This is a genomic window from Amycolatopsis pigmentata (assembly GCF_042684065.1).
Taxonomy (GTDB): Bacteria; Actinomycetota; Actinomycetes; order Mycobacteriales; family Pseudonocardiaceae; genus Amycolatopsis_E; species Amycolatopsis_E pigmentata.
Genome location: NZ_JBHUKR010000017.1, coordinates 98,315 through 120,312, shown reverse-complemented (window position 1 = coordinate 120,312; position 21,998 = coordinate 98,315). Strand labels below are relative to the sequence as shown.

20 protein-coding genes are annotated in these 21,998 nt (G+C 68.3%); 19 read left to right on the top strand and 1 reads right to left on the bottom strand.

Going from position 1 to position 21,998, the window contains the following annotated elements; translation table 11 throughout:
• Window positions 1-44 precede the first annotated feature (44 nt).
• From ACFSXZ_RS28140 to ACFSXZ_RS28110, 7 genes are all read left to right on the top strand, one after another.
• Window positions 45-1,271, top strand: coding sequence for a glycosyltransferase (locus ACFSXZ_RS28140; protein WP_378268234.1), 1,227 nt, complete (start codon window positions 45-47; stop codon window positions 1,269-1,271).
• Window positions 1,272-1,336: 65 nt separating this feature from the next.
• The gene (locus ACFSXZ_RS28135) at window positions 1,337-2,155 is read left to right on the top strand and encodes a PIG-L deacetylase family protein (protein ID WP_378268233.1); all 819 of its coding nucleotides are present in this window, start codon (window positions 1,337-1,339) and stop codon (window positions 2,153-2,155) included.
• 27 nt (window positions 2,156-2,182) lie between these two features.
• Window positions 2,183-3,154, top strand: coding sequence for an acyltransferase domain-containing protein (locus tag ACFSXZ_RS28130; protein WP_378268232.1), 972 nt, complete (start codon window positions 2,183-2,185; stop codon window positions 3,152-3,154).
• Window positions 3,155-3,196: 42 nt separating this feature from the next.
• Window positions 3,197-4,057 carry a PIG-L deacetylase family protein gene (locus tag ACFSXZ_RS28125; RefSeq protein ID WP_378268231.1) on the top strand — a complete coding sequence of 287 codons (861 nt, stop codon included), beginning with the start codon at window positions 3,197-3,199 and terminating at the stop codon, window positions 4,055-4,057.
• Between the two features lie 52 nt (window positions 4,058-4,109).
• Window positions 4,110-5,255 carry a glycosyltransferase gene (locus ACFSXZ_RS28120; protein WP_378268230.1) on the top strand — a complete coding sequence of 382 codons (1,146 nt, stop codon included), beginning with the start codon at window positions 4,110-4,112 and terminating at the stop codon, window positions 5,253-5,255.
• Window positions 5,256-5,309: 54 nt separating this feature from the next.
• Complete coding sequence (locus ACFSXZ_RS28115) at window positions 5,310-6,974, top strand: ArnT family glycosyltransferase (protein WP_378268229.1); 1,665 nt, start codon at window positions 5,310-5,312, stop codon at window positions 6,972-6,974.
• A 40-nt stretch (window positions 6,975-7,014) separates the two neighbouring features.
• Window positions 7,015-7,479, top strand: a complete 465-nt coding sequence (locus tag ACFSXZ_RS28110) for an acyl-CoA thioesterase (RefSeq protein WP_378268228.1) — start codon at window positions 7,015-7,017, stop codon at window positions 7,477-7,479.
• Window positions 7,480-7,530: 51 nt separating this feature from the next.
• Here ACFSXZ_RS28110 and ACFSXZ_RS28105 read toward each other — a convergent pair whose 3' ends face one another.
• Complete coding sequence (locus ACFSXZ_RS28105) at window positions 7,531-8,814, bottom strand: aminotransferase-like domain-containing protein (RefSeq protein ID WP_378268227.1); 1,284 nt, start codon at window positions 8,812-8,814, stop codon at window positions 7,531-7,533.
• Between the two features lie 275 nt (window positions 8,815-9,089).
• Between ACFSXZ_RS28105 and ACFSXZ_RS28100 the strand changes: the two genes are divergently transcribed.
• From ACFSXZ_RS28100 to ACFSXZ_RS28045, 12 genes are all read left to right on the top strand, one after another.
• The gene (locus ACFSXZ_RS28100) at window positions 9,090-9,938 is read left to right on the top strand and encodes an alpha/beta fold hydrolase (protein ID WP_378268226.1); all 849 of its coding nucleotides are present in this window, start codon (window positions 9,090-9,092) and stop codon (window positions 9,936-9,938) included.
• Entirely contained in the window at window positions 9,935-10,111 is a 177-nt protein-coding gene (locus ACFSXZ_RS28095) for a hypothetical protein (protein ID WP_378268225.1), read from the top strand. Before ACFSXZ_RS28100 ends, ACFSXZ_RS28095 begins: the two co-directional genes overlap by 4 nt.
• The gene (locus ACFSXZ_RS28090) at window positions 10,108-11,856 is read left to right on the top strand and encodes an amino acid adenylation domain-containing protein (protein ID WP_378268224.1); all 1,749 of its coding nucleotides are present in this window, start codon (window positions 10,108-10,110) and stop codon (window positions 11,854-11,856) included. The genes ACFSXZ_RS28095 and ACFSXZ_RS28090 overlap by 4 nt, the downstream gene beginning before the upstream one ends.
• Before the next feature lie 14 nt (window positions 11,857-11,870).
• A complete protein-coding gene (locus ACFSXZ_RS28085) occupies window positions 11,871-13,061 on the top strand; it encodes a cytochrome P450 (protein WP_378268223.1) in 1,191 nt (396 codons plus the stop codon).
• 309 nt (window positions 13,062-13,370) lie between these two features.
• A complete protein-coding gene (hppD, locus tag ACFSXZ_RS28080; RefSeq protein WP_378268394.1) occupies window positions 13,371-14,369 on the top strand; it encodes a 4-hydroxyphenylpyruvate dioxygenase in 999 nt (332 codons plus the stop codon).
• Entirely contained in the window at window positions 14,366-15,442 is a 1,077-nt protein-coding gene (locus ACFSXZ_RS28075; RefSeq protein ID WP_378268222.1) for an alpha-hydroxy acid oxidase, read from the top strand. The genes hppD and ACFSXZ_RS28075 overlap by 4 nt, the downstream gene beginning before the upstream one ends.
• A gap of 12 nt (window positions 15,443-15,454) precedes the next feature.
• Complete coding sequence (locus ACFSXZ_RS28070) at window positions 15,455-16,792, top strand: cation:proton antiporter (protein WP_378268221.1); 1,338 nt, start codon at window positions 15,455-15,457, stop codon at window positions 16,790-16,792.
• Window positions 16,793-16,971: 179 nt separating this feature from the next.
• Entirely contained in the window at window positions 16,972-18,072 is a 1,101-nt protein-coding gene (gene dpgA, locus ACFSXZ_RS28065) for a 3,5-dihydroxyphenylacetyl-CoA synthase DpgA (RefSeq protein WP_378268220.1), read from the top strand.
• 11 nt (window positions 18,073-18,083) lie between these two features.
• Complete coding sequence (dpgB, locus tag ACFSXZ_RS28060; protein WP_378268219.1) at window positions 18,084-18,737, top strand: enoyl-CoA-hydratase DpgB; 654 nt, start codon at window positions 18,084-18,086, stop codon at window positions 18,735-18,737.
• The gene (gene dpgC, locus ACFSXZ_RS28055; protein WP_378268218.1) at window positions 18,734-20,041 is read left to right on the top strand and encodes a (3,5-dihydroxyphenyl)acetyl-CoA 1,2-dioxygenase DpgC; all 1,308 of its coding nucleotides are present in this window, start codon (window positions 18,734-18,736) and stop codon (window positions 20,039-20,041) included. The genes dpgB and dpgC overlap by 4 nt, the downstream gene beginning before the upstream one ends.
• Window positions 20,038-20,838 (top strand): enoyl-CoA-hydratase DpgD, encoded by an 801-nt coding sequence (dpgD, locus tag ACFSXZ_RS28050; protein WP_378268217.1) that lies wholly within the window; start codon window positions 20,038-20,040, stop codon window positions 20,836-20,838. The genes dpgC and dpgD overlap by 4 nt, the downstream gene beginning before the upstream one ends.
• Before the next feature lie 16 nt (window positions 20,839-20,854).
• On the top strand, window positions 20,855-21,943 hold the full coding sequence (locus tag ACFSXZ_RS28045; RefSeq protein WP_378268216.1) for a 3-deoxy-7-phosphoheptulonate synthase: 1,089 nt from the start codon (window positions 20,855-20,857) through the stop codon (window positions 21,941-21,943).
• The last annotated feature ends 55 nt before the right edge of the window (window positions 21,944-21,998 follow it).

Below are 21,998 nucleotides of genomic sequence, written 5' to 3'. Positions count from 1 at the left end.
AGTTCGCCGATGGCCGTTGACCCAGGGGAGAAGGTGCTTGCGCAATGCGGGTGTTGTTGTCGACGACGGGATCACGCGGGGACCTCGAACCGCTGGTGGCCCTGGCGGTGCGGTTGCGAGCACTCGATGTCCAGGTGCGGGTGTGCGCACCGCCGGACACCGGGGAGCGGCTGGCCGAGGCCGGAGTGCCGCTGGTGCCGGTCGGCCCGTCGACCCGTGCGATGGGGCACGGGAAGAAGGCGCCGTCGCCCAAGGACGCGCCCCGGCTCTCGGCCGAGGCGATCGCCACGCAGTTCGAACAGGTCCCAGCGGCTGTCGAGGGGTGTGACGCGGTGGTGGCGACCGGCTTGCTGGCCGCCGCGGTCGCCGTGCGGTCGGTGGCCGAGAAACGGGGCATCCCCTACGTCTACGCCTGTCACTGCCCGATCTATCTGCCGTCGCCGCACTACCCGCCCCCGCCGCCCCTGGGCGAGCCGCCCGCACGGGACGTGACCGACAACCGGGTGCTGTGGGAGCGGAACAACCGGAGTGCCTACCAGCGGTTCGGGGACCCGCTCAACAGCCGGCGGGCCGCGATCGGCCTGCCGCCGGTGGAGGACATCTTCGGCTACGGCTACACGGATCGTCCTTTGCTGGCGGCGGATCCGGTCCTGGCCCCGCTGCGGCCGACGGACCTCGACGTCGTGCAGACCGGTGCGTGGATTCTGCCCGATGAACGGCCTCTTCCCGTGGAGTTGGAGGCGTTCCTGGCGGCGGGCCCGCCGCCAGTGTACGTGGGTTTCGGCAGTTTGCGCGCACCCGCCGACGCCGCCAGGGTGGCGATCGAGTCGATCCGCGCCCTGGACCGCCGGGTGATCCTTTCCCGCGGTTGGGCGGATCTGGCCCTGATCGACGACCGGGATGACTGTTTCGTCGTCGGCGAGGTGAACCAGCAGGCCTTGTTCGGCCGGGTGGCCGCTGTCGTCCACCACGGCGGCGTGGGTACGACGACCGTGGCCACTCGGGCCGGTGCCCCCCAGGTCGTGGTTCCCCAGATAGCGGACCAGCCGTACTTCGCCGGGCGGGTGGCCGCGTTGGGCGTCGGTGTGGCGCATGACGGGCCCACCCCGACCGTCGAGTCCTTGTCGGCCGCGCTCGCCACGGCACTGGCCCCGGAAATCCGCGCGCGAGCGAGCGCGGTGGCCGGCACTATTCGCACCGACGGGGCGACGGTCGCCGCGAAACTGCTGCGCGACGCGGTCACCCAGGAAACGCCGCCGGTTTCGGTGTGAACGCTCGGAGTCTGTCCAGCCGGCGAGTGTTGCCGCACGGCAAGGCGGTCACCAAACTGATCCCTATGTCCAAAGTACCTGGTGCGAACCGGCTTCTGGCGATATCTCCGCATTTCGGTGATGCGGTCCTGTCCATCGGGGCCAGTCTTTCCCAGGCCGTGCGGGACGGCGCGAAGGTGACCGTCTATTCGGTATTCGCCGGTACCGCGTCACCCCCTTACTCCCCGGCAGCACAGCGAATGCACACAATCTGGGGAATCTCGCCGGAGGAGGACGCGCAGCTCTGTCGCCGGAAAGAAGACGTTGCCGCTCTCGCCCCCCTGGGGGTGGACTATCGGCACGGCCGGTTCCTCGACTCCATCTATCGCAAGTTGCCGGACGGCCAGTGGTTGACAGACCACAAGGAGGGCAAGCAAAAGCTGGCGACGAACCCGGACGCGCCGAGCAGTGATCCTGATCTTGTCGCCGAGATCAGGGGTGATCTCGGGTCGATCATCGACGAGTTCGATCCGGCACTCGTCGTCACGAGCGCGGCCATCGGTGGTCATCCTGACGACAAGGCCGCCCGGGATGCCGCACTGTTCGCCGCGGACGAGAAGAACATTCCGATCCGGCTGTGGGAAGACCTTCCTTACGTGCTGTTTCGATCGGGTACGATCGAACTGCCGCGGGGTTTCCGTCTCGGCTCTCCCGAATCCAGCCCCGTCGAACCGGAGATGCGGACGCGGAAATTTCGGGCCGTGCGGAGCTATCCGTCCCTGCTTTCCATGTTCGACGGGCCGGGAAAGGACTTGTTCGGTGGACTGGACGAGCATGCTCGCCAAGTGTCACCACCGGGCGGATACGGCGAAAAAACCTGGCCGGTCACCCGTGACGAAGATTGACCGCCGAGTCGTCGAAGGCGAGGGCCGATGGATGCCGAGGTAGTACGCAGGGACCTGAAGCTGGGCGAGGGGGAGGAAATCACGACGTGGCTGTCCGAACTCGATGAGCTCGGCCCGCCTGGTGAGCCGGTGCGGCTGCCCCAGGGCGATGAGGCACGCGAGCTCTTGCGGCGGTTGGAGGTGTCGGAGCTCGACATCGAGGAGATCGTCGCGGCCGCTCCCGAACCGGATCGTGACCCTGCCGTGTGGTGGCTGCTCGAGCGCACCCACCACGCGATCATCGAGCGCATGGGTGACTGGAAGGCGGATCGGCGCGATGCGCCGTCGCTGCCGTCCGAAATCGGTGCCCTCGCGCGCTATTTCCACGTGTATGTCTTCCTCGCGACGGTTCCGGCGGTGCGCCGCTTCCACGCGAGCCGGGGAATTCCCGACACGATCAGCTGGGAGACCCTGGCGCAGCTGGGGGAGCTGATCGACGTCCATCGCCGCAAGTTCGGCGAGGGCGGTATGAACAAACAGTACTGGACCGCCCAGATCCTGAGCGGCATCGTCTATCAGCTCGGTCGCCTTCAATTCGACCTGGGGATCGGGCGCGACGGCTCGCCCGAACTGGGCATGCACATCCCCGAACGGGGCGGACGGCTGGTACCCGAGATCTTCGACGACTCGTTCCGTCGCGCCCGTCCGTTTTTCGCTCGGTACTTCCCCGAGCATGGCGCGCGGGTGACGACCGGCATGTCGTGGATGTTCGATCCGCAGCTGGAGGAATACCTCACCGAGGAGGATTCCCATATCATCCGGCTCAGGCGGGGCTGGACACTGATCGACTCCGAGCCTTTCATGGTCGGAGACAGATCCATCCTGGAGTTCGTGTTCCGTTACAACGGCCAGCCGCTGGACGAGCTTCCGCAGCGTACCCGGCTGGAGAGGGCGGTGGTCGCCCATTTGAAGGCGGGCCGTCACTGGTACAACCGGGTCGGCCGCCTCCCGTTGCCCTAACGGTTCCGACCGCCATTTTGACGTTTGTCCAGTCGTCGCCTGTTGGAGCAGAACAATGAGGTCCCTAAGGTGATTTTCATGCTTCAGGATCGAGAGCCGGCCCGGCTGTTGGCGATATCTCCGCATTTGGACGACGCTGTCCTCTCGGTCGGGGCCGGCGTTGCCAAGGCGGCGCGGGATGGCGTGAAGGTGACGGTCTATACGGTCTTCGCCGGTACCGCGTCGCCTCCGTATTCGCCGTTGGCGGAGCAGATGCACGAAGTCTGGGGTCTCGCGCCGGATGACGACGCGCCGCTCCATCGACGGAAAGAAGACGCTGCCGCGCTCGGCCATCTCGGGGCGGACTATCGGCATGGCCGGTTCCTCGACTCCATCTATCGCAAGTCGCCGGATGGCCGGTGGCTGACCGACCGAGTGACAGGGCCGAAACAGGACGACCAGCGCACGGGCATCGATCCTGACCTTGTCGCCGAGATTAAGGAAGATATCAAGTCGGCGATCGAAGAGTGCGATCCCACGCTCGTCGTCACGTGTGCCGCCGTCGGCGGTAATCGCGACCATGTGACCGCGCGAAATGCCGCGCTGTTCGCCGCGCGCGACAAGAACGTTCCGATCCGGCTGTGGGAAGATCTCCCCTACGCGCTGTTCCGGAAGGGTTCGGCGGTCGAGCTCCCGGAGGGTTTCGGGCTCGGCTCTCCCAAATTCCACCCCGTGGGGACCGAGGTGCGGACGCGGAAATTCCAGGCGGTGGCGGAGTATCCGTCTCAACTGGCCATGCTCGACGGCCCTGAGCGGAACTTGTGCGCCCGTCTCGAAGAGTATTCTCGAAAAACTTCGCCCGGGCACGAGTACGGGGAAAGAACCTGGTCGGTCGTCCGTGCCGGAGACCCGATCAATCCGTGAGGCTACGGAACAGTCCGAGAGGCCAAAGGTTCGCTGGAGGAGGGGGTGCGAAATGCGGGTGTTGTTTTCCGGGAACGGAACACGCGGGGATGTCGAGCCGCTGGTGGCATTGGCGCTGAAGTTGCGGGAACTCGGTGCCGAGGTGCGGATGATCGCACCGCCGGACTACGTGGAACGACTGGCCGAGGTCGAGGTGCCGCTGGTACGGATCGGTCCGGCGGTGCGGAAAGGGGCACGCGGAAAGGGACTGGCGCCGGGGGCACCCGAACTCGCGGACGCGATGATCGCCGAGCAGTTCGACAAGATCCAGGTCGCTGCCGAGGGGTGCGACGCGGTGGTGGCGACCGGTCTGCAGACCAGCGCGGTCGCCGCGCGGTCGGTGGCCGAAAAGCGGGACATCCCCTACCACTACACCTTCTACTGCCCCACCTACCTGCCGTCGGAGCGGGACCAGCACAACGAGGGCGCCTTCAGGCTGTTCGGTGGCGCGCTGAACAGCCGGCGGGCCGCACTCGGCCTGCCGCCGGTGGAGAAGGTCTTCGACTACGGCTTCGGTGATCGGCCCTTCCTCGCGGCGGACGAGACCCTGGCCCCGCTGGGGCGGACGGATTTCGACGTCGTGCAGACCGGTGCGTGGATCCTGCCCGACGAACGACCGCTGTCCGCGGAGCTGGAGGCGTTTCTCGAGGCCGGTCCACCACCGGTGTACGTGAGTTACGGCAGTGGGCCCGCGCCCGCCGACGCCGCCAAGGTGGCCATCGAAGCGATCCGCGCCGAGGGCCACCGGGTGATCCTCGCCCACGGCTGGGCGGACCTGGCGTTGATCGATGACGGCGACGACTGCCTGGCCGTCGGCGAAGTGAACCAACAGGTGCTGTTCGGCCGGGTGGCCGCGGTCGTGCACCACGGCGGGGCGGGCACGACGACGGTGGCCACGCGGGCCGGTGTTCCCCAGGTGGTGGTACCCCAGAAGGCGGACCAGCCGTATTTCGCCCGCCGGGTGGCCGAGTTGGGCATCGGTGTGCACGAGGACCGGACCCCGACCTTCGACTCCCTGTCGGCCGCGCTCACCGCGGCCCTGGCCCCGGAAACCCGCGCCAAGGCGATGACCGTGGCGGAAACGATCCGTACCGACGGGACAAGCGTCGCCGCCGAACTGCTGCTGGGCTCGATCAGCCGGGAGAAGCGGTCGGCATAAGGCGACCTGACCGGCATTACCGGTGGTTTTCCTATTACGCCCGGAGGTACCGGAGTGTCCGAAACACTCACTCATCCGCCGTTGCCCTCCGAGGGTTCCGCGCCGGAAGGCAGGACCGACCGCTGGGCGGTCTGGCGCTCGCCGGCCGGCCAGCCGAGGTGGGCCAGGCCGGCGCTGCTGGGCATCGCGGCCGCGGCGACGGTGCTGTATGCCTGGAATCTGCCGCGGGCGGACTACGCGCCGCTGTACTCGCAAGCCGTCAAGGGCATGTCCGAGAGCTGGAAAGCGCTGCTGTACGGGGCCGTCGACGCGAACGCGACGGTCACGCTCGACAAGCTCGCCGGGTCGTTCGTGCCGCAGGCCATCTCGGCCCGTATCTTCGGTTATCACGCGTGGTCGCTGGCGCTGCCGCAAGTGATCGAGGGCGTGATCTCGGTGCTGGTCATGTACCGGGTCGTGCGGCGATGGGCGGGCGTGGTTCCCGGCCTTCTCGCCGCGGGCATCTTCGCCTTCACCCCCGTGGCCGCGTCGATGTTCGGGCACAGCATGGAGGACGGCGCGCTGGTCATGTGCCTGGTGCTCGCGGCCGACGCGTATCAGCGTGCCGCCAGGGAAGCGCGGCTGCGATCGCTGGTTTGGGCGGGTGTCTGGGTCGGCCTGGGCTTTCAGGCCAAGATGCTGCAGGCGTGGATGATCCTGCCCGCCCTGGCGATCGGCTACCTGCTCACCGCGCCGACGGGACTTCGCCGCCGCCTGAAGCATCTCGGGGTCGCCGGGGTGGTGATGGTGGTGGTGTCGCTGTCGTGGATCGCGCTCTACACCTTCACCCCGGCCAGTGCCCGGCCCGCCATCAACGGCACCACGAACAACAGCGCCATCACGATGGTGTTCGGACACAACGGTCTCGGACGCCTGGGCATCAATCTGCCCGGCACCGTGCCCAACAACGGCCGGGTCAGGGCGGTGGTCGGACCAGGGCAGCATCTGACGCCCGGCGAACTGGGTGGGGCACGCGGCAACGGCCCGGACGGGCCGCCCGGCGAAGCGCCCGACGCCGGGCCGAAAGCGGGCGGAGACCCCGCGACCGGCCCGAAAGAGGGCGGAGCGTGGAACCAGCTGCTCGCCGGGCGCCTCGGCATCGCGATCGGCTGGCTCTATCCGTTGACCTTGCTTGCCCTGCTGTGCGGGCTTTGGTGGCGGCGTCACGCCGAGCGTACCGACCCGGAGCGCGGCGGGATGGTGATGTGGGGCGTGTGGCTGGTGACCTTCGGCCTGGCCTTCAGCGTGACCGCCGTCCCGCACACCGCGTACGTCGCCTCACTCGCGCCGCCGGTCGCCGCCCTGTCCGGCATGGGCATTGTGTGGTTCTGGCGGGCGTATCGCGGCGGGGGCGGGCAGGCTTGGCTACTGCCGCTGGTGATCGTGGCCGAAATGGTCTGGGTCGCCTGGCTGTGGTCCGGTTATCCCGGCTTTCTGCCGTGGGCATTCTGGAGCACGCTTGTCCTCGGCGCGGCCGCCATCGTCCTGCTGGCTCTGGCACGAGTGGCCAAACCCGCCTCCACCGCCGTGGTCACGGCCGGACTCACGGTCGGCGTCGCGGCGATTCTGGCCGCGCCGGCGACTTATGCCGCGTCCGTACTCGATCCCGAGTATTCCGGTAACTCCTTCGACGCCAACGCCGGACCGGTGGTGGTAAAAGGCGTCGAGCAAGGCGGCTGAGCCGGTTTGCCATGAGGACAACGAAGATAAGGGGTAGCCGATGACCGAGGTCGTCACCGCGTTAACGGCCTCTGTTCGGCCGGACGACGTTTCCGGACGGCACATCTACCACCGCTGGATCCGTTTCGCCGACATCGACGCCCACGGCCACGTCAACAACGCCCGTTTCCTGGAATATCTGGAGGACGCCTGGATCGCCCTCTACCTGAACTACGCGGGCGCGCTGCGAGAAGACCGTGACGGGCTGCCTTCGGTGGGGATGGTGATCGTCCGGCACGAGGTCGCCTACCGGAGGCCGCTGAAGTTCCGGCACCGGTCGGTGCGGATCGAGTCGTGGGTGACCAAGGTCAACGGGGCCAGCGGCGACCTGGCGGCGGAGATCCGCTCGGACGACGAGGTGTTCCTCGAGGCCTGCTCGACGTTCGCGGCGGTCGACCCGGACACCGCCAAGCCGCGGCGCTTCACGGCCCCCGAGCGTGCTTTCCTCGAGCGCTATCTGCCCTGACGCGGATTCGGAAGCGCCGACGGACATCGGGAGCCGTGAAGCGCCGCGGCTTCAGAGGCGTGCGGTGATCAGCGCGGCGAGCCGGGAGACGCCTTCTTCGATCAGTTCCGGCGTCAGCAGGCTGATCGACAGCCGGAGCTGGTTGAACCCGCCCTTGCCGCCGTAGAAGTGATGCATCGGGGTGAACAACACCCCGTGGTCGCGGGCGGCATGCGCGAGCAGTTCGTCGTCGACGACGAAGGGCACCGTGACGGTGACGAAGAAGCCGCCCGTCGGCGTGTTCCAGCCGACCCCGCGGCAGCCACCGAGCCTGCGGGTGAGTTCGGCCAGCGTGAGGCGCAGGTTGCGTTGGTAGATCGCGATTTCCCGGGCGTTGGCCTTGGTCAGGCTGAAGTCGTTGAGAAGGAGCTTGCCGGCGATCACCGCCTGGGCGATGGGGGAGGTGTTCACCGTGAGCATGCCCTTGAGCTTCGACAACTGGTCGGCGAGCAGGCCTCCCTCGGGTACCTGCTGATCCGCCACGGCGTAGCCGACCCGGGCGCCGGGCATGCCCGTCTTGGCGAAGGATCCGATGTAGACCACGTTTCCCGACCGGTCGAGGGATTTCAGCGACGGGAGGCGCTCGGATCCGAAGAGCCCGTACGCGTTGTCCTCCAAGAGAAGGATGTCGTTGGCCTCGGCGACTTCGAGGAGGCGGTGCCGGGCGGGCAGGTCCATGCTGGTGCCGGTGGGGTTGGCGAAGTTGGGTGTCACGTAGCAGGCCCGGATCCGCCTGCCCTGTTCGTCGGCGCGTTTCAGGTGAAGGACGAGGTCGTCGGGATCGATGCCGTTCTCGGTGGACCGGACCGGCCAGACGGGGGTGTCGGTGAGCAGTGCCGCCCCGGTCAGGCCGACGTAGGTGGGGGCGGGGGCGAGCAGCACGTCCCGCTCATCCGCCCGCAACGTACGGAGCACCAGGAACATCGCCTCCTGGGCGCCCACGGTGACGACCACGGATTCGGGAGCGGCGTCGATGTTCTCGTCCTCGGCGAGGTTGCGCGCGACGAGATCGGCGATGACGCCCTTCGTGGTGCCGTATTGGAAGATCGTGCGCGTGACACTGGCCTCGTCCAGCTTCCGGTCGTGCCGGAGGTGGGCGCAGTAGGCGTCGATGTAGGAATGGACGAGGCGGATGTCGAAGAACTCTTCGTACGGGCGGCCCGCTGCCATGGAAATCGCCACGGGATATTCGTCGATCAGCTCGTTGAGCAGATTCATCGACGAGATGGCCGGATCGGTGAGCGATCCGTGCAGTGTCTCCATGCTCAATCGGGTTGACAGACTGTTCGAATCCATGGAGGCTAGGATTTCCGTACCCTGTCGAAGTGTCAAGCAGGGGCCGTGGACGCTCCGGTGTTTTCCCGGTACCCAGCCACTGTGTCGATCGTTACCAATCCGACCACAGCCACGGCGGAAACGGGTCTATACAGCCAGATTGGCTGCGGTCCGTCTCCGCCTACTTTTGGTCGGATTGGTAATTTCGCGGATTGTCCATCCCGGACTCCTCCAGATATTCGATATCCGAAGGTACGGTCACATCCGTGCGGGAGAAGCACCCGGGGAGGACCACCATGCTGATGACAACCGAGAACGGGATCCGGTTGTCTTACCACGACCAGGGCGACGGTCCGCCCGTTCTGTTGCTGACCGGCACCGGGGCGCCGAGTTCGGTCTGGGACCTGCACCAGGTGCCCGCGCTCCGCGCCGCCGGATTCCGGGTGATCACCATGGACAATCGCGGGATCCCGCCCAGCGACGACGGGAGCGACGGATTCACCATCGACGATCTCGTCGCGGACGTGGCCGCCCTGATCGAGCACCTCGGTGTGGCGCCGTGCCGCGTGGCAGGCACGTCGATGGGCGCCTACATCGCGCAGGAACTGGCACTCGCCCACCCGGAGTCGCTGGAGGCGGTCGTGCTGATGGCGGCCTGCGGCCGGAGCAGCCTCGTCCAGCGGGTGCTCGCCGACGGCGAGGCGGAGCTGATCGAGCGCGGAATCGAGTTGCCGCCGGGCTATCTCGCCGCCGTTCGCGCCCTGCACAACCTGGGGCCCGCGACGCTCGCCGACGACGACCTCGCCGGCGATTGGCTCGACCTGCTCGCGGCTTCGGAGCCGTGGGGCCCAGGGGTTCGGGCACAGTTGTTGTTGAGCGCGTTGCCCGATCGCCGCGAGGCCTACAGCGCGATCAAGGTGCCCTGCCACGTCATCTCGTTCGAGCACGACCTCGTCGCTCCGCCCGCGGCCGGGCTGGAGCTGGCCGCCGCGATCCCCGGTGCCACGCACCGCACGATCCCCGGATGCGGCCACTTCGGTTACCTGGAGCACCCCGAAGCGGTGAACCGCGAGCTGATCGCGTCGCTCCGCAAGGACTCCAGCGCAGCGCTGGGGGCGAGCAGAGGCGTGGAGGAGACAACATGATCGTGTTGAGTCGCGGCTCCCAAGATGACCAGAGCGCGCGCCTTTTCTTTCCGCTATCGGGGCGGCAGGGCGCCCATCCGTCCGACGCGACTCGTGCAGGGAAGGAGCGCCCTGTCGACACGATCGCGGAGGCGCGCAAAGCCGCGGAGGAAACAGCGGAGGAAACAGCATGACGATCGCGCTCGCGGACCACGCCGTCCCCGCGGCACTGACGACGCCCGCGCTGTTCGAAGCGACCGCCGTCGCCGTGCCGGAACGGCCGGCGGTGGCGATGGGTTCCACCACCCTCACCTACGCCGAGCTGAACGCGGAAGCCAACCGGCTCGCGCGCCGGCTCGTGGCGCACGGCGTCGGCCCGGAGCGCCTGGTCGCGCTGGCGATGCCGCGGTCGATCGAGTTCGTCGTCGCGATGCTGGCCGTGCACAAGGCCGGTGGCGCGTACGTGCCCATCGATCCGGACTATCCGGAGGAACGCCGGCGGTACATGGTGGACAACACGTCGGCGCATTGCCTGCTGGGCCTGCCGGGGCAGGAGGTCGCCGGTGCTCCGGTCGTCCTGAGCGTGGTGCGGGAGGCGGGCGGATCCGAGCCGAACCTGGACGACCGGGAGCGGCTCGGTCCCCTGCTTCCCGACCATCCCGCCTATGTCATCTACACCTCGGGCTCGACCGGGCGGCCGAAAGGCGTGGTGGTCACGCATCGCGGGATACCGAACCTCGCCGAGGACTACGTGCGCCGCCAGCGGCTCCTGCCGGACAGCAGGTTGCTGGCCTTCGCGTCACCCAGCTTCGACGCCGCCGTCGCCGAGTTCTGGCCGATGTGGGCCGCCGGCGGTTGCCTGGTGCTGGCTCCCTCGTCGGACCTGGTCCCGGGTGAGCTGCTGGCCAGGCTGGTCCGGGACCAGCACATCACGCACGTCACCTTGCCACCGTCCGCGCTGGTGCCGCTGGAAGAAGCCGGTGGTCTGCCCACGGGACTGACTCTCCTGGTCGCGGGCGAGGCGTGCCCGGCTCCCCTCGCGCGACGCTGGGCCCGGGACCGCGTCATGATCAACGCGTACGGCCCGACCGAGGCCACGGTCGCGGTGACCGCGAGCGATCCGCTGACCGGCGAGGGCACGCCACCGATCGGCAGGCCGATCACCGGTGTCCGCACCTACGTTCTGGACGACCGGCTGCGAGTCGTCCCGGACGGGGAGGTGGGCGAGCTGTACATGGCGGGCCCTGGCGTCGCCCGCGGTTACCTCCGCAGACCGGCCGCGACCGCTGAGCGTTTCCTGCCGGATCCTTTCGGCAATCCGGGATCCCGCATGTACCGCACGGGTGACCGGGTGCGGACGCGGCCGGATGGCCAGTTCGTCTTCGCCGGCCGCGCCGACGATCAGCTGAAGGTTCGTGGGCACCGGATCGAGCCGGGGGAGGTCGAGGCCGCGCTGCTCGCGGCGGACGGCGTGGCCCAAGCCGTCGTCACCGAGCACGAGAACAGGCTCGTCGCTTATGTGGCCGGCACCCGCGCGACGGCCGAAGATCTCTTGCCACCGTTGCGAAAACAGCTCCCCGCTTACCTGGTGCCCGACGTGGTCGTCGGCTTGCCGCGCCTGCCGACATCGCCGAACGGCAAGATCGACCGAGCCGCCCTGCCCGCTCCCGAGGACGAGAACGCTGGGCGGGCGACGTCGGGGCGAGCGCCGAACACCCCCACCGAGATCCTCCTCGCCGAGTTGTTCGCCGAAGTGCTCGGTGTCGGCAGCGTCGGCGTCGAGGACAGTTTTTTCGAAATCGGCGGTCACTCGCTGCTGGCGACCCGGCTGGTGGGCCGTATTCGCGAAAGGCTGCACATCCGGCTGAGGGTGCAGGCCTTTTTCAACGCGCCAACCGTGGCGCAACTCGCCAAGGTGCTCGACAGCGCACTGACGTGACCCGGAGACCATTCATGCGGACGACGGAAGCTGTGGATCTCGGCAACCCCGATCTGTACACGACTTTGGAACGTCACGCCCGCTGGCGCGAGCTGGTGGCGGAAGACGCGATGGTGTGGAGTGAACCGGGCAGTTCACCCGCCGGCTTCTGGTCGGTGTTCTCGCACCGGGCGTGCGCCGCGGTCCTCGCGCCGTCCGCGCCGTTCACCTCCGAGTACGGAATGATGATCGGCTTCGACCGAGAGCACCCGGACACCTCGGGCGGCCGGATGATGGTGGTCTCCGAACACGAGCGGCACCGGAGGTTGCGCAGGCTGGTCGGGCCGTTGCTCTCCCGGGCGGCCGCGCGCAGGCTGACCGAGCGGGTGCGGACCGAGGTCGGCGGCGTGCTCGACCGGGTGCTCGACGGCGGGGTGTGCGACGTGGCCACGGCGATCGGCCCGCGCATTCCCGCCGCGGTCGTGTGCGAGATCCTCGGTGTGCCCGCCGAGGACCAGGACATGCTCATCGACCTGACCAACCACGCGTTCGGCGGTGAGGACGAACTGTTCGACGGGATGACGCCCCGGCAGGCGCACACCGAGATCCTCGTCTACTTCGACGAGCTGATCAGCGCGCGCCGCGAGCGCGCCGGTGACGACCTCGTCAGCACGCTGGTGGGCGACGACGACCTCACGACCGACGATGTGCTGCTCAACTGCGACAACGTGCTGATCGGCGGCAACGAGACGACGCGCCACGCGATCACCGGTGCGGTGCACGCGCTGGCGACGGTGCCCGGCCTGCTGACCGCTCTGCGGGACGGGAGCACGGACATCGACACGGTCGTGGAGGAGGTGCTGCGCTGGACCTCGCCCGCGATGCACGTGCTCCGGGTGAGCACCGGTGAGGTCACGATCAACGGCCGCGATCTGCCGTCCGGCACCCCGGTGGTCGCGTGGTTGCCCGCCGCGAACGCCGACCCAGCCGAGTTCGACGATCCCCGCACGTTCCGGGCCGGGCGAAAACCCAACCGGCACATCGCGTTCGGCCATGGTATGCACCACTGCCTCGGGTCCGCGCTCGCGCGGATCGAACTGTCGGTCGTGTTGCGGCAGTTGGCCGAGCGAGTGTCGCGAGTGGAGCTGGTGAAGGAACCGGCCTGGTTGCGCGCGATCGTCGTGCAGGGGTACCGGGAGCTTCCGGTGCGGTTCACCGGGCGTTGACCCGGGCCGGTTCACCGGTGAGGAGCGTTGTCCTCACCGGAGAACCCATGTCACATCTGTCCAATGTGGACTATTAGGTGTCAATCTGACACCATTGATGCGGAATTGTCCTAAGGCCATCCTGTACTGTGTCGATCGTTCCCAATCCGACCACGGCCACGGCGGAAACGGGTCTATACAGCCAGATTGGCTGCGGACCGTGTCCGCCTGCTTTTGGTCGGATTGGTAACGAGCATCGCGTCTATTTCGGGGAGGAATGTCTTGACTCCTGGATCGTCAGTGCAGAATTTCGAGATCGACCACGTGGAAATGTACGTCGGAAATCTCGAGGCGGCCGCGTTCGGCTGGCTGGACAAGTATGGTTTCGCCGTCGCCGCCACGGGCCGGTCGGCCGACCACCGGAGTGTCACGCTGCGGCAGGGGCCGATAAGACTGGTCCTCACCGAGCCGACCTCGGATCGTCATCCGGGGGCCACCTACCTTCAGACACACGGTGACGGGGTGGCTGACATCGCCCTGCGCACTCCGGACGTGGCCGCCGCTTTCGAGGCCGCGTTGCAAGGCGGGGCGACCGCCGTCCGTGAGCCCACAAAGGGAGGCCAGGGACCGGTCACGGCCACCATCGGCGGCTTTGGCGACGTCGTGCACACCCTGGTGCGGAGCGGCGAAGCCCCCGACGCCGGTCAGGGCGGGGATCTCCTGCTCGGGATCGATCACTTCGCGGTCTGCCTGACCGCGGGGGACCTCGGCCCCACGGTGGCGTTCTACGAGCGCGCCCTCGGGTTCCGGCAGATTTTCGAAGAGCACATCGTGGTGGGTGCTCAGGCCATGAACTCGACCGTGGTGCAGAGCGCCTCCGGGGCGGTCACCCTGACCCTCATCGAGCCCGACACGAGTGCCGACCCGGGCCAGATCGACGATTTCCTCAAGGAGCACCACGGGCCGGGAATTCAGCACGTGGCCTTCAGCAGCGCCGACGCGGTCCGCGCGGTCCGGACGCTGTCCCGGCGCGGGGTGGAGTTCCTGAAGACTCCGGACGCCTACTACAACATGCTCGGTGATCGGATCACGCTCCAGACGCACACCCTGGACGACCTGCGGTCGACGAACGTGCTCGCCGACTCCGACCACGGCGGCCAGTTGTTCCAGATCTTCACCGCCTCCACCCATCCGCGCCACACCATCTTCTTCGAAATCATCGAAAGGCAAGGGGCGGGCACCTTCGGCAGCGCCAACATCAAGGCCCTGTACGAGGCCGTGGAACTGGAACGCACCGGGCAAAGCGAACTCGGCGCCGCCCGCCGATGACGCACGTTTGCCTGGACGACTTCGAACGTGCTGCCCGGGACGTCCTTCCCGGCGAGATCTGGGATTTTCTCGCCGGGGGCAGCGGCGCCGAGGCGTCCTTGACGGCCAACCGCACCGCGCTGGAGCGGATCTTCATGATTCCCCGGATGCTGCGCGACCTGACCGGCAGTACCACCGAGGTGGAGGTCCTGGGCCGGCGCACCGCGCTGCCGATGGCGGTCGCGCCGGTGGCGTACCAGCGGTTGTTCCATCCCGACGGTGAGATCGCGGCGGCCTGCGCGGCCCGGGACGCCGGCGTGCCCTACATCATCTGCACACTGAGCAGCGTTCCGCTGGAGAAGATCGCGGCTGTCGGTGGCAGGCCGTGGTTCCAGCTCTACTGGTTGCGTGACGAGAAGCGTTCTCTGGAACTCGTCCGCCGCGCGGAGGACGCCGGGTGTGAGGCGATCGTCTTCACCGTCGATGTGCCGTGGATGGGGCGGCGGTTGCGGGACATGCGGAACGGTTTCGCGCTGCCGGACGGGGTGAGGGCGGCCAACTTCGCCGCCGGAGCGGCCGCGCACCGCCGTACGCAGGGGATTTCGGCCGTGGCCGACCACACCGCGCGCGAGTTCGCCCCGGCCGACTGGGAGTCCGTGGCGGCGGTCCGCGCGCGCACGGATCTTCCGTTGGTGCTCAAGGGAATCCTCGCGGTCGAGGACGCTCGTCGTGCCGTCGAGGCGGGGGCCGACGGAATCGTGGTGTCCAACCACGGAGGTCGGCAGTTGGACGGTGCGGTGCCCGGGATCGAGGTGCTGGGCGAGGTCGCCGCCGCCGTCTCCGTCGGCTGTGAGGTGTTGCTGGACGGGGGAATCCGCAGTGGCGGGGACATCCTCAAGGCGGTCGCGCTGGGCGCGTCGGCCGTGCTGGTCGGGCGGCCCGTGATGTGGGGGCTGGCCGCGGCGGGCCAGGACGGCGTCCAGCAGGTGCTCGAACTGCTCGCCGCCGAATTCCGGGACGTCCTGGGCCTGGCGGGTTGCGACTCGGTGAGCGCGGCCCGCCGGTTGAGCACGAGAGTCTCCCAGTACGGCTGAACAAGGAGGAAAGTGCTTCACTCACACGCCGCGCCGATCGCTCCGATCGCCGCTCACAGTCTCCTGATCTTCTTGCTCCAGGTCGGCTTGTTGCTCCTGTTCGCCGTCGTCCTCGGCCGGCTGGCCGGCCGGTTCGGGATGCCGTCGGTCGTCGGCGAGTTGTTCGTCGGGGTGATTCTCGGTCCGTCGTTGCTGGCCTGGGTCGCACCGGGACCGCACGGCTGGTTGTTCCCGGCCACCGCCGAGCAGTACCACCTTCTCGACGCCGTCGGTCAGATCGGCGTCGTGCTGCTGGTCGGCCTGACCGGCATGCACATGGACATGCGGCTTGTCCGCCGTCGCGGTGTCACCGCCGCGGGGGTCAGCATCGGCGGCCTGCTCCTTCCGCTCGGGCTGGGGATCGGCGCGGGTTACGTGGTGCCGAAGGTGCTGGTTCCGGACGGCACCGACATCACCGTGTTCGCGCTTTTCCTCGGCGTGGCACTGTGCGTGAGCGCCATCCCCGTCATCGCCAAGACCCTGATGGACATGAAACTGTTGCACCGCAACGTCGGACAGCTCACGCTCACCGCGGGGATGGTCGACGACGCGTTCGGCTGGCTGATGCTGTCCGTGGTCAGCGCGATGGCGGTCAACGCGGTGTCGGCCGGCACCGCGCTCGCCTCCCTCGCCTACCTGATCGCCATCATCGTTTTCGCGCTCACCCTCGGCAGACCGCTGGTCCGGGGAGTGCTGCGCGTCGCCGCCAGGTCCGACGTCCCCGGGCTCACCGTCGCCGTCGCGGCCGTCCTGATCCTCCTCGCCTCGGCCGGTACGCAGGCCCTCGGTTTGGAGGCGGTGTTCGGTGCTTTCGTCTGCGGCATCCTGATCGGGTCGGCAGGCAAGGTGGACCCGGCCAAGCTCGCCCCCCTGCGCACGGTCGTCCTGTCGGTCTTCGCGCCGATCTTTTTCGCCACGGCCGGGCTGCGGATGGACCTCACCGCGCTGGTCCGCCCGGAGGTGCTGCTGGCCGGGCTGGCGGTGCTTTTCCTTGCCATCGCGGGCAAGTTCGTCGGCGCGTACACCGGCGCACGGCTGAGCGGGCTGAACCGCTGGGAAGGGCTGGCGCTCGGCGCCGGGCTCAACGCGCGGGGCGTGATCCAGATCGTGGTGGCCATGGTCGGCCTCCGGCTGGGCATTCTCAGCGTGGAGATCTACACCATCGTGATCCTCACCTCGATCGTCACCTCGCTGATGGCTCCGCCGATCCTGCGGTTCGCCATGTCCAAACTGGAGCAGACCGCCGAAGAGCAGGTTCGCGAGACCGAGCACCGGGCGTGGACCGACACCACGACATCCGGATCCCATTAGCTCGATGAAAGCACCGGATCATCATTGTCCAACCCGTGAACGGATCACCGCGTGGTGACCGGTGCGAAGATGGGCCAGTCGCCCGGCTCTTTCTTTTCGTGAAAGGGGACACAGATGAGCGCGTCGCAGTTCAAGCCGCTTCTCCGGAGCAAGCTCAGAACATGGGGGTGGATGTATCGATGACGACCGGTATCGCACGGGCCGAGGATCTTTCCCTCCTCACCGGACCGGCCGAGATCACCAGGGTCGCCGGCGTGGGGACCGCCGTTTCCGACACGTCCTATTCTCAAACCGAGCTCCTCGAAATTCTCGGTATAGAGGATCCCAAGATCCGGTCGATTTTTCTGAACAGCGCGATCGATCGGCGGTTTCTCACGCTCCCTCCGGAGGGGCCTGGCGGGGCCCGCGCGCCGGAACCGCAGGGCGATCTCCTGGACAAACACAAGAAGATCGCGGTCGACATGGGATGCCGGGCGCTCGAGGCCTGCCTGAAGTCGGCGGGAGCGACGCTTTCGGACCTGCGTCACCTGTGCTGCGTCACCTCGACCGGTTTCCTGACCCCCGGCCTGAGCGCACTGATCATTCGTGAACTGGGTATCGACCCGCACTGCGGTCGTTCGGACATCGTGGGCATGGGCTGCAACGCGGGCCTGAACGCGCTCAGCGTGCTCGCGGGCTGGTCCGCGGCGCACCCGGGTGAACTCGGCGTCCTCGTCTGCAGCGAGGCGTGTTCCGCTGCCTACGCCCTGGACGGAACCATGCGGACCGCGGTGGTCAACAGCCTGTTCGGCGACGGGTCCGCCGCCCTCGCCGTCCTTTCCGGAGACGGACGGGTGCCCGGCCCGCGTGTCCTGAAATTCGCGAGCTACCTCATCACCGACGCGATCGACGCGATGCGGTACGACTGGGATCGCGACCAGGACCGGTTCAGCTTCTTTCTCGATCCGCAGATTCCCTACGTGGTCGGTGCGCACGCCGAGATCGTCATCGACCGGCTGTTGTCCGGTACGGGGCTGCGCCGCGGTGACATCGGCCATTGGCTGGTGCATTCCGGCGGCAAAAAGGTGATCGACGCCATTGTGATCAATCTCGGCCTGAGCCGCTACGACGTCCGCCACACCACGGGTGTGCTGCGTGATTACGGAAACCTCTCCAGCGGCTCCTTTCTCTTTTCCTACGAGCGGCTCGCCGAAGAAGGCGTCACCCGGCCCGGCGACTACGGGGTGCTCATGACCATGGGGCCCGGCTCCTCGATCGAAACGGCGCTCGTCCAATGGTGAGGCGGAAAGACATGAACGACGAACTGATGCTTCGGTGCGACGGCGCGCGGCCGTTGTCGGCCGCATCGGTCGAGGAGCTGAACGACCTCTGCGATCGCGCCGAGGACCGTCCGGAGTCCGGCCCGGTCACGATCCACGTCACGGGCGTTCCGCCCACCGGGCTGCCGAACGCGTTGGCCGTCGGCCTTGTCTCCAAATGGGAACGGGCCGTGCGCCGCTTCGAACGGCTCGGCCGGGTCACCATCGCGGTCGCCTCGGGAGACTGCGCCGGAACGGCGCTGGACCTCCTCCTCGCCGCCGACGTCCGGATCGTCGCTCCGGGGACCCGGTTGCTCCTCTCCCGGGTCGGCGGAGCCACCTGGCCCGGGATGAGCCTTCACCGGCTCACCCAGCAGGCCGGCGCGGCCGGCATCCGGCGGGCTGTGCTGCTCGGAGCCCCGATCGAGGCCGAGCGCGCGCTTGCCCTCAACCTGATCGACGAGGTCTCCGAGGACCCGGCGACGACGCTGGCCGAGCTGGCCGAGGCGGCGGACGCCGTGGACGGCGCGGAGGCGGCGATTCGCCGGCAACTGATCTTCGAAGCCGGCTCGACCACTTTCGAAGACGCGCTCGGTGCTCACCTGGCGGCGGTGGATCGGGCCTTGCGACGGGAAGCCGTGTCGTGACAACGAATTTCACGACTCTGCCGCCAGGTCCGCTGCTCGATCGCCGCGTCCTGGCGAAAGCGGCCCAACAGGTCGACGACCTGCTCGCCGAGCTTCCGGCGCCTCCCGCCCGGACCGCCGCGCAGCGCGATGAGGCGGCCTCGGCGCTGGACAGGATCAGGACGATGCGCGCGGACTATGTGGAAGCGCACGCCGAGGAAATCTACGAAGAACTCACCGCGGGCCGCACTCGGTATCTGCGCATCGACGAATTGGTCCGGGCGGCCGCCCGCGCCTTCCCCGGCCTGGTGCCCACGGACGAGCAGATGGCGGCCGAGCGCTCGCGGCGGCAGGCGGAGAAGGAGGGGCGTGAGATCGACCAGGGCATTTTCCTGCGCGGGATCCTGCGTGCCTCCAAGGCCGGTCCGCACCTGCTCGACGCCATGCTCAGGCCCACTCCGCGGGCGCTGGACCTGCTGCCTGAATTCGCCGAGTCCGGTCTCGTGCGCATGGAGGCGGTCCGGCTGGAGCGCCGTGACGGCGTCGCGCACCTGACCCTGTGCCGGGACGACTGCCTGAACGCCGAGGACGCGCAGCAGGTCGACGACCTGGAGACCGCGGTCGACCTGGCGCTGCTCGACCCGTCCGTCCGGGTGGGGCTGGTGCGGGGCGGGGAGATGAGCCATCCCCGCTACCGGGGGCGCCGGGTGTTCTGCGCGGGCATCAACCTCAAGAAGCTGAGCACGGGCGGCATCCCTCTGGTCGATTTCTTGTTGCGGCGGGAACTGGGCTATCTCCACAAGATCGTTCGTGGCGTGTTCACGGGCGGTTCGTGGCGGTCACGGTTGATCGACAAACCCTGGCTGGCGGCCGTCGATGCGTTCGCCATCGGCGGCGGGGCGCAGCTCCTCCTGGTCTTCGACCACGTGGTCGCGGCGTCCGACGCCTACTTCAGCCTGCCCGCGGCGAAGGAAGGGATCATCCCCGGCGCGTCGAACTTCCGGCTCACCCGGTTCACCGGGCCCCGCGTGGCACGGCAGGTGATCCTCGGCGGCCGCCGGATCCGGGCGGACGAGCCGGACGCCCAGTTGATCGTCGACGAGGTCGTCGAGCCGGAGGACATGGATGGCGCGATCGACGCCGCACTGGCCCGCCTCGACGAGGAGGCGGTGCCGGCCAACCGGCGCATGGTGAATCTGGCCGAGGAATCGCCCGAGGAGTTCGCCCGGTACATGGCCGAGTTCGCCCTGCAGCAGGCGCTGCGGATCTACGGCGCGGACGTGATCGGCAAGGTCGGCAGGTTCGCGGCGGGGGAGCGAGCATGAGCGAGAGGGTGCGGTACGAGAAGAAGGATCACGTCGCCTCCGTGACGATGAACCGGCCCGAAGTGCTGAATGCGATGGACCGGCGGATGCACGAGGAACTCGCCGGGATCTGGGATGACGTCGAGGCCGACGACAAAATCAGGGCGGTGGTGCTGACCGGCGCGGGAACCCGCGCGTTCTCCGTCGGCCAGGACCTCAAGGAACGCGCGGTGCTGAACGACGCGGGCGTGGAAGCCTCGACGTTCGGCAGCCGGGGGCAGGCGGGCCATCCCCGGCTGACCGACCGATTCACGCTGTCCAAGCCGGTGCTCGCCAGGGTGCACGGCTACGCGCTGGGCGGTGGTTTCGAACTGGTGCTCGCCTGTGACATCGTCATCGCTTCCGAGGATTCGGTGTTCGGCTTGCCGGAGGTCCGGCTCGGCCTGGTCCCCGGGGCCGGAGGCGTGTTCCGGCTGCCGCGTCAGCTGCCCCAGAAGGTCGCGATGGGCTATCTGCTGACCGGGCGCCGGATGGATGCGGCAACGGCGTTCCGCCACGGACTGGTCAACGAGGTCGTGCCGCCGGACGAACTGGATCGGTGTGTCGCCGGATGGACGGACAGCCTCGTCCGCGGTGCTCCGCTGTCGATCCGGGCCATCAAAGAGGCCGCGCTGCGATCGCTCGACCTCCCGCTGGAGGAAGCGTTCACCACTTCGTATCAATGGGAAGAGCGTCGTCGGCGGAGCACCGACGCGATCGAGGGCGTGCGGGCGTTTACCGAAAATCGGGATCCGGTCTGGACCGGGCATTACAGGTGAAGATGGGCCAGAAGAGATGACAGTTACCGCCGCCGCGTTCGATCTCGACAACCAGCGCATCGACCGCATGGTCCCGCTGGTCACCCCCGCCCTGCTGCACCACGAGTTGCCGCTCAGCCCCGCCGTGGCCGACACGGTGGGACGAGGCCGTGATGCCGTCGTCCGTGTCCTCGACGGCACGGACGACCGGCTGCTCGTGATCACCGGCCCGTGCTCCATCCACGACCCCGCCGCGGCGCTCGACTACGCCGACCGTCTCGCCACCACGGCCGGCCGGTTCGCCGACGACCTGCTGATCGTGATGCGCGTGTACTTCGAAAAGCCCCGGACGGTGGGCGGCTGGAAAGGACTCATCAACGATCCCCACCTCGACGGGTCCGGCGACGTCAACCATGGTCTGCGAACCGCGCGGCACCTCCTCCTGGAGATCGCCGGACGCGGCCTGCCCACCGCGTGCGAATGGCTGGACACCACCATTCCCGCCTATCTCGCCGACGCCGTTTCCTGGGGCGCCATCGGTGCCCGCACCGTGGAGAGCCAGACCCACCGCATGCTCGCGAGCGGCCTTTCCATGCCCGTCGGCTTCAAGAACCGCCGCGACGGCGACATCACCGTCGCCATCGACGCGATCCGCGCCGCCGCGGCACGCCATGTCGTCCCCGGCGTGAACCCCAGCGGCATGCCCGCGATCCTGCACACCCTGGGCAACCCGGACTGCCACCTCGTCCTGCGGGGCGGCAACATCGCGCCCAACCACGACGCCCCGTCCGTCCACACCGCACTCGCCACGCTTTCCGGCGCCGGCCTCCCGCGCCGGGTCGTGATCGACGCCAGCCACGACAACAGCCGCAAGGACCACCACCGGCAACCCGTCGTCGCCGCCCAGATCGCCGAACAGGTCGAGGGCGGCCGGCGCGGCATCGTCGGCGTCATGCTGGAATCCAACCTCCGCGCGGGCCGTCAGGACCTCCACCCCGGCAGGCCACTCACCTACGGCCAATCCATCACGGACGCCTGCATCGACATCGCCGCCACCCGGAACGTCCTCCGGACCCTCGCCTCGGCGACCGCCACCCGCCGCCGGACCCAGCAGCGCCGGAATTGATCAGATGATCCATTCGCCGATCATTGTCGCCCGCGCCGGCCGGAGAACCGAAATT